Consider the following 12,054-nt stretch of genomic DNA (forward strand, 5'->3'; position numbering starts at 1 on the left):
CGACGAACCCGTTGGCCCAACTGCACCGTCGGGAAGGGCGGCTTCGGCGCTCCCGGCCAGCCCCTTCCCCGGATGACCGTTTGCGATTGGAAGGTCGCGACTAAAGCGACGTTTGCGATTGGAAGGGTCGCGACTAAAGCGACCGTTTGCGATTGGGAGGGATTCCCCGACCTACGCGCGAGTGCCCATACCGTAGGTATGAAAATGCTCTAGCCCGGAAATGCAGCCCCGCGAGGTACCTTTTCTACTCAAGAAATTCCTGAAAAATACCGAAGGCGGACTTCCCTTTCAGAAAAGCTTCAGTGTAGGCTGCGGCGAACTTCGGCGGGATACGCCAATTCGGTACCGCCTGTAACCAGTGCCACGAACGAAGACTTCAGAGCAACGTCGGCGTTTTGAATCACCGCCGACGCGCCCGTGATAACTCGTCGCAAGCTACCGGTTTATCCACCGAGCCCGCTTAGTACCGCATCAAGATATTCAACCGACTCTTTAGCCTGTTCGGTTGCTTTTTTCACATCGCCTGCTTGGCCTTGACTAATCGCACCTTCCAGACTTGTGGCAGCCTTATCCAGATCAGCAAGCTGTTTTTCCTTCTGCGCCATTCTGACATGGTCCAAGCCGGTCTGGGCATGTTGCACGAGTGCCTTCGCATCGCCCTTTTCGCCCTCCGTCACAGCCATGGTCACATGCTGGCGTGCTTCTCTTACGTGTTTTATGTGTTCCGGCTCCGTTTGAGCAAAGCCTACGCCACTCAAAACGAACGTCGTCAACAAGGAAATAGCCATAATGATGCGTTTCATCTTTCACCTCATAATTCCATTTCCGATTTCCAATCGGCACAACTTTTAGACAATCGTGGCGTAAGCGGTACTTCACCGATAATCATCGGCCGGCGGCCGATGGTATTAGGCACGATGACGCTTTCCGATCGACCGAAACGAATTTTGCATTCACTCTTTGGTGAAATAACTTGTACCCGCAGCCTCCAACGCGGAACGACTACATCGTTCGCGGTCTCAATATTTATGTGGAGACCACATTCGCGCGTATGCTGAAGGATCGGGCCGGCCAGGAGTGTCGGTGACGCAAGATACCGCTTTTTTAACGATTCGCCTGTTCAGGGCGCTGATTCATCTATGTTGCTCCGGATGACGAGGACACATCAATGGAGAGAAAGCCCAACATTATCGTTTCGTCAACGGACTTGGAACGGCTGGAAGACCTGCTCGATTCGCTTCCGGCAGAAGCTTTCCCCGGTAAGGCCGATTTGCAAGCGGAGCTCGAACGCGCCGAGGTGGTCGATCCGCAGAATGTGCCGCCGTCCGTGGTAACCATGAACTCGACGGTTCGCTTCACCATCGAGTCGACGGGACAGGAATTTTCCCGGACACTGGTTTATCCCAAGGATATCGATACCAAAGGGGACAAGATTTCCATTCTCGCCCCGGTGGGCGGCGCGCTGCTGGGCCTTTCCGCGGGGGACCAGATCGAATGGCCCAGTCCCGGGGGCGGGCTTCTCAAAGTGCGTATTATGGAAGTCGTCCATCAGCCGGAACGCGCCGGTGAACCTCATCGCTGACAGAAGCGATCAGCTTCACAGCTTTACGGATGCTCTCGTCACCCGTACGATCGATCAATTGCATCATCGGATTTGAAAGGATAGCGTGAATGGCTTTTCACCTTGATCAAGTCGTTCCGTGGGGACGCTCTTTCGACGAATATGTCGCGATGTTTGCATTGAAACCGCACGAACTCGGAAGAAGAATACTCGGCTGCGGAGACGGTCCCGCCAGCTTTAATGCGGAGCTGACGGCACATGGCGGCGGGGTGGTCTCGGTCGATCCGCTCTATCGGTTTACGGCACGGGAGATTTCCTCTCGCATAGACGACACTTTTCCCCTCGTGATCGAGCAGACACGCAAGAATGCCGACGAATTCGTCTGGTCGCATATCCGCTCCGTCGATGAACTCGGCGAAATGCGCCTGCGCGCCATGCGTGCGTTCCTGGCGGATTACCCCGAGGGACAACGCGAGGGACGGTATATCGACGCCGAGCTTCCGTGTTTGCCTTTTGCCGAGCGGTCCTTCGACCTCGCATTGTGCTCGCACTTTCTGTTTCTCTACAGCGCTCATTTCGACGCGGCATTCCACTTGCAGTCCCTGCGCGAGCTTTGCCGCGTGGCAGCGGAGGTCCGCGTCTTCCCCCTGCTGGAACTCGGCGCGGTCAGATCGCGCCATCTCGAAGGCGTAGTGGCGCAACTGACCACCGAAGGTTACCGGATCGCGACCGTCAAGGTGCCCTACGAGTTTCAGAGAGGCGGCGATGAAATGCTGATCGTGCGATCCCCGGACACTGACACGCGCGTTGCGGATCGCCGATAGTTATTCCAAATCGCGTTCAATCAGGCATTCATTTTGTAGGATGGGTAGAGCGAAGCAAAACCCATCGATGGTGGGTTAGGCGCACATCAGCACTGACCGACCGCCGATCACTGTGCTTCGCGTGCGCCGTAACCCACCAAGCGACCTCGGACCTGTCCTGAGCCAAGTCGACGGGTCGGTGGGCTACGCGGAGCCTGTCCTGAGCCTGTCGAAGGGCCTGTCCTGAGCCTGTCGAAGGGCCTGTCCTGAGCTCCGTCGAAGGGCCTGTCCCGAGCGGAGCCGAGGGGCTAACCCGCCTATGTAATGTTCACTCGAATGCCGATCGGGATTAGAGGCTATCGGGCGGGCCGGTCCGGCGAACCATCAGCGACAGGATCAGATAAGCGATTCCCAAGACGACCAGCGTCGTGCTCGCCGCGAGCAGCCAAGGAAGGTGCCATGGTTCGAACGGATACAGCGGCGCGTGCCAAGCGACGGCCAGAAGCAGCGCCGGAATCAGCAATTTCAGCGCCGTCAACGATCCCTTATTCGCTTTGATGCCGAGCAGTGCCTCTACGATCAACACCAAGGACAACAAGGCGGCGAAAACCGCGAGAATCATTCCGATAGTCGTAATCGGACCGACTTGGGCACCCGCCGCCAAGGCGTAAAGGCGTACCGAAACCTCCAACAGCTGCCAAAGCAGGACAAGCCCGAACAGGCCGGCCAACACCGCAGCGGCCCGATCCCAAAGGCGCGCCGGTCGGATCTCCGGCGCCACGGGCCGCACGGGCTTGCCCAATACCGGTTTCCTGAGCCGGCGAACGACCGCTTTTTCCAGCTCGACGACCAGGAAAACCGCCAAGGCCGCGCCAGCAATCCGGAGCCACGCTTCGCCGCTCAGATCGCGGGCACCGAAGGCGCTCTGCATGAACGGCGCATAGGTGAACACCAACTGCAAACCGATCAATATGACAATGGCCAGAATGGCGTATCGATTGCCGAACCAGGCGCGCAACGAAAGGCTCGGAGCCAGGAAGAAGCGGCTGTTGATCAGATAGACCAGTTCACCGGCAACCAATGCGTTGACCGCCGCGGTGCGCGCCAACTCCACCGACGAGCCTTGGCCGATTTCCCATTTGTACAGTCCCAGGGTCGCTCCGACCAGAAGCAGCGAGACGTAGGCGATCCTCCACAGCATGTAACGCGTCACCAGCGGTTCGCGGGGCGGACGCGGCGGACGTTGCATCAAATCGCCTTCCGGCGGTTCGAAGGCCAGGGTCAGCGCCAGAGTCACTGCCGTCACCAGATTGATCCAGAGGATTTGCAGAGGGGTGACGGGTAGCTCCGTACCCAGGAGGATCGCAATGATGATCACCCCGCCTTCGCCGCCGTTCGTGGGCATGGTGAACAGGATGGTCTTGCGCAAGTTATCGTAAACCGTACGCCCTTCCTCCACGGCCGTGGCAATGGTCGCGAAATTGTCGTCGGCCAGCACCATTTCGGCGGCTTCCTTGGCGGCCTCGGTACCCCGCTGCCCCATGGCCACGCCGATGTCGGCGGCCTTGAGCGCCGGGGCGTCGTTCACGCCGTCGCCGGTCATCGATACCACGTGGCCTTCCTCACGCAAGGCTCTCACCAGGCGCAGCTTGTGTTCCGGACTGGCTCGCGCGAACACCTCGACCTCCCTAGCCTGGTTACGCAGAGCCTCGTCGTCGAGCTTCTCGATCTCCGCGCCGGTCAATGCCCGCGCGCCGTCGCCGATGCCGAGCTGCGTGCCCACCGCGCTGGCGGTCGCGGCATGGTCGCCGGTAATCATCTTGACCCTTATGCCGGCACTTTGGCAGCGGGCCACGGCATCCACCGCTTCCGGCCGCGGCGGGTCGATCATGCCGACCACCCCGAGCAGGGTGAAGCCGCCTTCGGTGTCTTCGAAGGTCAGGGATCCGGGCGGTTCGGTCAAAGGCTTTATGGCGAGCGCCAGAAGCCGCTGGCCGCGGGCGGCGATCTCGGTCGTTCTTCGGTGCCAAAGCGCGGGGTCGATAGGCTCGTCCTGTCCTTCGCGGCGCTGCCGATTGCAGCGTTCCAGCACGACTTCCGGCGCCCCTTTCAGGAAGATCAATCCATGGCCGGAATGGTCGCGGTGCAGAGTGGCCATGAAGCGGTGCTGCGATTCGAAAGGGATGGCGTCGATGCGCGGCAGGGCTTCCTGCTCGAACGCGGGATTCAATCCGGCCTTGTACGCCAAGGTCACCAGAGCGCCCTCGGTGGGGTCTCCTTCCAGGCGCCAGGTTCCGTCCTCCTCGTGGAGGGCCGCGTCGTTGCACAGCAGCCCGGCACGGGCCAGATCCAAGAGGTGGGGCAAATCCGCCGCGAATACTTCGGCATCGCCCCGGCTGAAGCCGCCCTGCGGACTGTAACCGGCGCCGCTCACCTGAATTTCGTCTTCGGCCGTCGCCAACGTCTGCACGGTCATTTCGTTGCGGGTCAGAGTACCGGTCTTGTCGGAGCAGATCACGGTGACCGAACCCAGGGTTTCCACCGCCGGCAGCTTGCGCAGGATGGCGTTCCGCTGCGCCATGCGCTGCACGCCGACCGCCAATGTGATGGTGACGATAGCCGGCAAGCCTTCCGGGATCGCCGCGACCGCCAGGCTCACCGCCGCCATGAACATCTCTTCCAGCCCTAGACCGCGGGTCAGCCAGCCGAAAGCAAAAGTCGCCGCGGCCGAGCCCAAGATGATGGCGGTCAGCCACCGGGCGAACTGCTCGATCTTTTTGAGCAGCGGCGTGACCAAAGCGCCGACCTCCGCCAGCATCGTGCTGATGCGGCCGATTTCGGTGGCCGTGCCGGTGGCGGCCACCACGCCTATGCCTTGTCCGTATGTCACTAGCGTGCCGGAATGGGCCATGCACAGCCGATCGCCCACCGGCGCATCGGGAGCCACCGGCGCCACGGATTTCTCTACCGGCACCGATTCGCCGGTAAGCACGGCTTCGTCGATGCGCAGGCTTCGGACCTCGACCAGGCGCAAGTCCGCCGGCACTTTATCGCCGGATTGCAGCAGCACCAGGTCGCCCGGCACCAATTGTTCGGCCGGAACCGTCATTCTGCGCCCTTCCCGCAGCACCGCGGCGGAGGGCGACAACAGGTTTCGCACCGCCTCGATAGCCGCTTCGGCCTTGCCCTCCTGAATGAAGCCGATAAAGGCATTGAGCACCACGACGGCCACGATCACGGCGGTGTCCACGTAATCTCCCAGCAGCAGGGTGACTGTCGCCGCCGCGAGAAGAACGTAAATCAGCAGATTGTTGAACTGCGACAGTAGGCGCAGCAGGGCGCTGCGCTTGCGGGCCGGCGGCAGGCGGTTCGGGCCGAAGCGTGCCAGCCGCTCGCGGACTTCGGCTTCGGAAAGCCCATGCCGCCGGTCGGTCTCCAGGCGTTCTATCGACTGTTCCGCCGAAATATTGTGCCAAGCGGTGACTTCACCCGTCTTTTCCGGCGAATCGCTGGTCGTATCACTCATCAGGTGCTCCTTATTATTGGAATTATCCTAGAAACGGCAGTTGGACGCGTCCGAGTGTGCGGCGGGCGGGACGGCTGGCAAGGCGCGACGCCGCCGCGGGGCCGTCCCCCGCAAGAAGGAGCAACGCCGCCAGGCGGCCCGCCCGCCGTGCAATCGGGTGCGTAGCGGCCTCACCTAAACGGTGAAGCGGATAGAAGCGGTGACGGTTAAGACTTGAAAGGCTTTTCTGGTGCATCGAAGCGGTCAACTGCCGTTTCTAGGATTACCGGTCTGCGGCGCGGCCTGCCGTCGTTCTACCCAGAGTCCGGTGCTCGAACAGTTTGCCGCCCAAGACAATGCGATTCAATTGTCGTGCGGCACTTTTCCGGCGCACACCGCTTTCTTGTCAGATTTCCCATTGCCTGAGGTCCAATCGATATACGGAAGTTTTTTCGAAGGCACTACGGAGGTGTTATGAATATCCGCTCATCCTCGCACGCGATCACGCGGAGAGATTACGATGCCGTCATCTTCGACTTGGACGGCGTGATCACGCAAACGGCGACGCTCCACAAAATCGCGTGGAAGACTCTTTTCGACGACTTTCTGCAGCGGTACGCGGCTCGTGTCGGAGAGCCCCAGCGTAGTTTCGATGCAGATTCGGACTATCGGCTTTACATCGACGGCAAGGCTCGCTACGACGGCGTAGCCGCCTTTCTGGCCTCGCGCGGCATTGCGCTTCCCTACGGCGAGCCCGGCGATGGATCGGACCGGGAGACCGTCTGCGGGCTCGGCAACAAGAAGAACGTCCTCTATCTGGAACTCCTCCGGAGCCGCGGTGCCGAGATCTATCCATCGAGCGTCGACCTGATTCATGAACTGAGAGCGAAGAAGTTCGCGACGGCCGTCGTGTCGGCAAGCCGGAACTGTGCCGAAGTCCTGGAGGCGGCGCAGTTGAGCGACTTGTTCGATACGCGGGTCGACGGGATCGACTTGGAACGAATGCGTTTGCGCGGCAAACCGGAGCCGGATTCCTTTCTCGAGGCCGCCAGGCGGATCGCCGTTGAGCCACCCCGCGCGGTGGTTGTGGAAGACGCCATCGCCGGAGTCGAAGCAGGTCGCAGAGGAGGGTTCGGCTGCGTCGTCGGCGTCGACCGAACCGGCCATGCAGACGCCCTGAAAACGGCGGGGGCGGATATTGTGGTGGCGGACCTCGTCGAACTGAGCACGGACTAGAACGTCCTCTCGCCCGATCGGGGATGAAAAGGCAAGCCGGATTGTTCGCGGCTCTCTGGCAAAACCAGGACCGGGCATGGCGCATACTGGAGCACGTAGCGCAGGGTGAGAGCGCAACGCGGCGCCAGTTCGCCATGCCATGACAGAACGATCAGATCGGCCCCGCGACTGTGGGTGAAGCGCACGATCTCGGGACCGGGCTCGCCGCGCGCCATGAACATCCGAATTCCGCCCTTAACCGGTTCTCCGGACAAGTATCTTACCCGCTCCAGAAATTCCTGTGCCCAGGCGGGCCATTCATGCTGGGGCTGATCGACATATTGGGGTGCGGTCAATGTGCCAGGTTCCTGCGGCGGAGGGGCATGTGCACCGGACACATGCAGGACCAACAAACTGGCGCCAGTGCGCCCGGCAAGCGTGATGGCCGGACCCAGCGCTCGGGCGGTCTCGGGCGTACCATCCTGGGGCAGTACCACTTGCCGAATGCGCCACGGCGTCGGCTCGCGTTCCGGCGGCACCAGCACGACCGGGCAAGGCATCTCCCGAAGAACCCCTTCGGCAGTGGAATCGAGCCCGGTATCGGGCATCTTCTTGCCCTCGTGCATTGCCATGACGATGCATAGGCTGCGCCACTCCGTAGCCGCACGGACAATCCCCTCGGCCGGCTGCCCTTGCATCGGGGCGATGATGGCATGTTTGAGCAGTGCTTTCAGGCTGGGAAATTTCTTCTTCAACTCCGGAAGAGAACTTGTCGGCCATTCGGTTTGCACAACGCACGGGGTTGCCTCCGCGAGTTGGATGACGGTCTTCGCGACCGGCAATATGGCAGCGGACCGGGACGTTGTATCGAGCGGCAATACGACCGTGTTCCTTTCCGCACGCTCATCGCTCATGTTGAAACCTCCTTCCAGACTCCTTCAACCAGTTTCCAGCGAACGCGCTGGCCGGATACGAACCGCGCGGGCGACGCGTCCCCTACCTGAATTACCACGGGCTCGCCCGACTCCGCGACGATTTCGACGGTTTCGGGCCTAACGTCCACGTGCAGGCAGACGCCCCGCCAAACCAACCGAAAACGGAGCGCTCGCCATTCTTGCGGACAGTGGGGCGTAAAGCCCAACCCGTCCGACCGCACGCTCAATCCCGCGAAGCCGAAAACCACGGCCTGCCACAACCCACCTAGCGCCGCGGCATGAACGCCTCCCGCTGCGTTTCCCATATTGTTGGTAAGATCGATTTCCGAGGCCTGGCGGAAGTAGCGCATGGCGGTTTCGATATCGCCCAGCCGAGCGGCCACGGCGGCATGAATGGACGGACTCAGGGAGCTTCCGTGGGCGGTACGCGGCTCGTAATAGCGGAAATTGGCCTTACGCGCCTCGGGCGACCACCGGTCCCAGAACAAATAGATCAGCATTACGACATCGGCCTGCTTGACGACTTTGCTCAACTGCGTCCGCTCTCGCCCGAGAATCATATCCATCGGCAAGATACGGGGACCGTATCGGGCGAGGTCGATGTCTTCCAGTTCGAAGTACCCCTTGAACTGCTCGAACAGCGCTGTCTTCGGATCGAACCCGGTATACATTCGCCGCGCCAAGTCCCGCCACGTCTCGGGTTCGTCCTCGTTTACATCGAGGCGGCGCGCAAGCTCCAGCCAGCGATCCGGCCACCGATCGGCGACGATGCGCGCCGCCTCCGCGGCACGTTCCAGGTTCCATTGCGCCATCAGGTTGGTAAAAGCGTTATCGTCCATGCCCTCGTGATACTCGTCGGGACCGATGACTTCCCGGATGTGATAGCTTCCATCCTCCTCCAAAAGGCCCCGGCTCGCCCAAAATCGTGCGGTTTCGAACAGAATCTCCGCACCGGCTTGCAAAAGAAACGCCTCGTCCGCGGTCGCCTGCCAGTATTGCCAAACGGCATAAGCGACATCGGCGCTGATATGGTGCTCCAGCACGCCGTTGAGAATGGGCTTGATCTCGCCGTCGGGGGTTATGCTGTAACCCGGCGTGGTCTCTTCGCCGGTGTAGGTCGATTCCCAGGCGTACAGCGCTCCTTGGTAGCCCAGCCGACGCGCCTTTTCCCGTGCGGCCGGCAAAGTGTGATACCGATACATCAGGAGTGCCCGTGCCGAAGGGGGATGGGTGAAAATGTAGAAGGGCAGCATGAAGATTTCGGTGTCCCAGAAGACGTGGCCTTTGTAGGCTTCGCCGGTCAGAGCCCGAGCACCGACGGAAACCCGCTCGTCTTCCGGGTTGGCGGCCCCGATCAGGTGATAACATGCGAACCGCACGGCCCTCTGCAATGCCTCGTCTCCCTCGATTTCGACGTCGCTTTCCCGCCAGCGCTCTTCCCAAGCCCGCGAGTGAGCATCGATCACGTCTTCCGGAGCGGAATTCAACAGCCTCCCCAAATGGTCCGCAGCCATGGCGGCCGGTCGCTCGGTCTCCCGCGAGGTGTAGATCACGACCAAACGGTCGAACCGATAAGTTTTCCCCGGCTCGATATCCAGCTCCCAGGACTCGACGCGTCGGTCCGGCAGCGGTTCGACTTGCGGCGGGACGACCTCGCCGCCGATCCGCAGTCGGCCCGCGGTAGCGACCACGACCTTGATTTGCGTGGTTCGCGTGCACAGCTCGAGCAGATAGGGCGAATCGGGGCCAATTTCCGAAGGCGGACAGGGTTCTGGCGTTAGACGTACCCGGCCGGGACGTTCGACCTCCGGTTCGGTCAGCGCCCGGAGATGAATTCGGGGAAACTGGTTTTCCGCGTTCAGTTGTATGCACTGAAAGAGAACATGCCGGTCGGCAAGCGAAGCCAAACGGCAGGCACGTACGTGAATCAGCCCTTCGTTCCCCGCCCGGTAGTCAAATTCGCGCCACAGAATACCGTGCCGCATATCGATCACGCGGCGGTGCCAAAGGTAACCGCCCTGATCGAGACGGAACTCCTGTCCGCCGATCAGCAAGCTCAGCTGCATCCAATCGGGAGCCGCGGCGAGTTCCGGAACGGGATCACCTTGGGCGGATGAATCGGTGTCGTAAACTCCAGCGATGAACGTTGCGGGATCCGACAATGGGCTTCCTTCCGCGAGAGACGCGCGGGAACCGACATAGCCATTCGAAACCGCGAACAACGACTCGATTTCGTGCTCCCGCGCCAGATTGAAACCCTCTTCCTCGATTCGCCATAGCGGATCGTCCGTGGGACCAAAACAGGAAGCACCTGTTCGTGCCGTGTTAACCCGGTGATCTTTCATGACGAGAAGAAAGCGGAACACCCAAGAGTATGCATGCGCCGAACAGGCCTATCCGGTTCGGCTTTCGCCCAGTTTAAGGATGAATGCCCCGTCGGCGATTCGATCCGATGTTGACGAATTAAGGCGGAGATCCGCCCCATGGAGTAAAGAGAGCGCCGACCGCCACGGCGGTCGGCGCTCCGAATGACTGCCGGGACGGGAATCCACCGCCGATGGACCGTCATCCGATCCAAATCGACTCTCGATGCTGTCCCGTCCCGTTCTACTTCAGCCCTCAAGGAGTCTCCTTACGGCCTACCCGGATGTCGTTCTTGACATCTTTAACGCCCTCGACGCCACTGGCGATTTCTGCCGCCCGCTCCTTTTCGGCCGCGCTGTCGACGAAACCGCTCAGCTGCACGACACCTTTGTTGGTTTCGACTTGAATGGCGAGGCCGCTCGTGCTCTGATCCGCCAGCAATGCCGATTTGACTTTGGCGGTAATCGCCGTGTCGCTCATGTATCCCCCGGCGGTTTCGGCCAGAATCGAGTCCATCGGATCGTCCGGCGCAGCCATGACCCCAGATCCGAAATAACCGGCAACGGCGATAGCCACGAGAGATGCTAAGACGGATTTGCGCGTAATCATGATCTTGTACCCTCCTTGGGAATCAGAAAATACTTCCTTTCGGCTGAGGCTGACCCGCCGAGATTTTCCCAAAGGGTATGCCCTACCCTTTTTTCGCGATCGGACAGGATTTGGCCTCATTAAAGGTACGACAGCGAATTCGTACGAAAAATCATGGCTCAAACGATTTTTTCAGCCTGGAAAGGCAGTTGGATACGTAGCGGCTTAACCCAAATGGCAAAGCAGATAAAAGCCGGGACGGTCAGGATGAACAGGCTATTTTCTTGTCCACTGAAGCGGCGTCGATTTCGGATGGCTGCCGATCGATCGGCAGTGGCCTCATCTTCTGAAATTTCGCCTCTAGTCCGAATCGAATCGGCTTTAGAACGCGAAAATCATGCGCCAGACCGCCATCCACTCCGTAGGCTGACCCGGCAGGCGGGATGGGCCGGCTCCGAGTTGAAGAGTGGCGTGATCCGTGAAGTCCAGATGCATCTGCGGCATCAACAGATAGCCCCAGCGCGATGCGATTTCATTGTCCAGTTCGATGCCCAACGTCACGCGATCGGAGACACCGTAGAACCAGCTCGTATTGACGATACCTGCCAATTTATTGCGCCGATCGATACCGGACCATCTGAGCCCCGCCATGTTGAAGGTGCTGAACGCGTGGTCCCAGCGATAGCCGGCGAGATAAAGAGCGTCGGCGGAATAGCCGTCGTGATGCCGGTCATAGCGCCCGATGGCCTGCCAACCGTGAATGAAGCGGCGTCCGAACAGCGTTCCCAGAGTCCCTTGTACCGCCAGCTTGTATTCGGCTATCGATAGGTTTTCAAAAGGAAGTTCGAATTCCACCGCCAAGCCGTCCCGGACCGCATATTCCAGTTCCGGTGCCCAATCCGTTTCTCCGTTTCTCAGAGAGTGCCCCGCCAGAACATTGGTCTCGAACTCTCCCTGCTGCACGCCCAGCGGCCTGACCAAATCGAACACCATCGGCTCGGGAATGTGAGGCCTCTCGCTGCTCAGAGCGGCATCACCGTTCTCCCCGTCTTCGAAGATGTTTCCGTAAGCCCCGGAGGCAAC

At 60.5% G+C, this 12,054-nt stretch carries 9 protein-coding genes; 3 read left to right on the top strand and 6 right to left on the bottom strand.

All coding sequences use genetic code 11. The features are described from left to right. Nucleotides 1-443: 443 nt before the first annotated feature. On the bottom strand, nt 444-803 hold the full coding sequence (gene smbP / locus ABJK70_RS12135; protein WP_347258111.1) for a small metal-binding protein SmbP: 360 nt from the start codon (nt 801-803) through the stop codon (nt 444-446). A 365-nt stretch (nt 804-1,168) separates the two neighbouring features. Here smbP and rnk point away from each other — a divergent pair, with 365 nt between their 5' ends. Continuing rightward, nucleotides 1,169-1,582 (top strand): nucleoside diphosphate kinase regulator, encoded by a 414-nt coding sequence (rnk, locus tag ABJK70_RS12140; protein ID WP_077732384.1) that lies wholly within the window; start codon nt 1,169-1,171, stop codon nt 1,580-1,582. Between the two features lie 89 nt (nt 1,583-1,671). Then, a complete protein-coding gene (locus ABJK70_RS12145; protein WP_347258112.1) occupies nt 1,672-2,385 on the top strand; it encodes an SAM-dependent methyltransferase in 714 nt (237 codons plus the stop codon). 328 nt (nt 2,386-2,713) lie between these two features. On the opposite strand, the gene ABJK70_RS12150 is transcribed toward ABJK70_RS12145, so the two are convergent. Continuing rightward, nucleotides 2,714-5,890, bottom strand: coding sequence for a cation-transporting P-type ATPase (locus ABJK70_RS12150; protein ID WP_347258113.1), 3,177 nt, complete (start codon nt 5,888-5,890; stop codon nt 2,714-2,716). A gap of 453 nt (nt 5,891-6,343) precedes the next feature. Here ABJK70_RS12150 and ABJK70_RS12155 point away from each other — a divergent pair, with 453 nt between their 5' ends. Beyond that, nucleotides 6,344-7,105: a beta-phosphoglucomutase family hydrolase gene (locus ABJK70_RS12155; RefSeq protein ID WP_077732387.1), complete on the top strand. Its 762-nt coding sequence runs from the start codon at nt 6,344-6,346 to the stop codon at nt 7,103-7,105. Here ABJK70_RS12155 and ABJK70_RS12160 read toward each other — a convergent pair. The 4 genes from ABJK70_RS12160 to ABJK70_RS12175 all read right to left on the bottom strand — a co-directional run. Continuing rightward, on the bottom strand, nt 7,102-7,998 hold the full coding sequence (locus tag ABJK70_RS12160) for a universal stress protein (RefSeq protein WP_077732388.1): 897 nt from the start codon (nt 7,996-7,998) through the stop codon (nt 7,102-7,104). The genes ABJK70_RS12155 and ABJK70_RS12160 overlap by 4 nt on opposite strands. Then, the gene (locus ABJK70_RS12165) at nt 7,995-10,385 is read right to left on the bottom strand and encodes a glycosyl hydrolase family 65 protein (protein WP_347258114.1); all 2,391 of its coding nucleotides are present in this window, start codon (nt 10,383-10,385) and stop codon (nt 7,995-7,997) included. Before ABJK70_RS12165 ends, ABJK70_RS12160 begins: the two co-directional genes overlap by 4 nt. 253 nt (nt 10,386-10,638) lie before the next feature. Further along, nucleotides 10,639-10,992 carry a BON domain-containing protein gene (locus tag ABJK70_RS12170; RefSeq protein WP_077732393.1) on the bottom strand — a complete coding sequence of 118 codons (354 nt, stop codon included), beginning with the start codon at nt 10,990-10,992 and terminating at the stop codon, nt 10,639-10,641. A gap of 360 nt (nt 10,993-11,352) precedes the next feature. Next, a partial coding sequence (locus ABJK70_RS12175) for a hypothetical protein (RefSeq protein WP_347258115.1) occupies nt 11,353-12,054 on the bottom strand: 702 nt, incomplete at its 5' end.

This window comes from Methylocaldum sp., from assembly GCF_039794385.1.
Classification (GTDB): Bacteria; Pseudomonadota; Gammaproteobacteria; order Methylococcales; family Methylococcaceae; genus Methylocaldum.

Excerpts from the sequence above, each read along its gene's own strand:
- ABJK70_RS12160 (WP_077732388.1), bottom strand. The coding sequence starts at position 7,998 with ATGAGCGATGAGCGTGCGGAAAGGAACACGGTCGTATTGCCGCTCGAT.
- ABJK70_RS12170 (WP_077732393.1), bottom strand. The coding sequence starts at position 10,992 with ATGATTACGCGCAAATCCGTCTTAGCATCTCTCGTGGCTATCGCCGTT.
- ABJK70_RS12155 (WP_077732387.1), top strand. The coding sequence starts at position 6,344 with ATGAATATCCGCTCATCCTCGCACGCGATCACGCGGAGAGATTACGAT.
- ABJK70_RS12145 (WP_347258112.1), top strand. The coding sequence starts at position 1,672 with ATGGCTTTTCACCTTGATCAAGTCGTTCCGTGGGGACGCTCTTTCGAC.
- ABJK70_RS12150 (WP_347258113.1), bottom strand. The coding sequence starts at position 5,890 with ATGAGTGATACGACCAGCGATTCGCCGGAAAAGACGGGTGAAGTCACC.
- rnk (WP_077732384.1), top strand. The coding sequence starts at position 1,169 with ATGGAGAGAAAGCCCAACATTATCGTTTCGTCAACGGACTTGGAACGG.
- smbP (WP_347258111.1), bottom strand. The coding sequence starts at position 803 with ATGAAACGCATCATTATGGCTATTTCCTTGTTGACGACGTTCGTTTTG.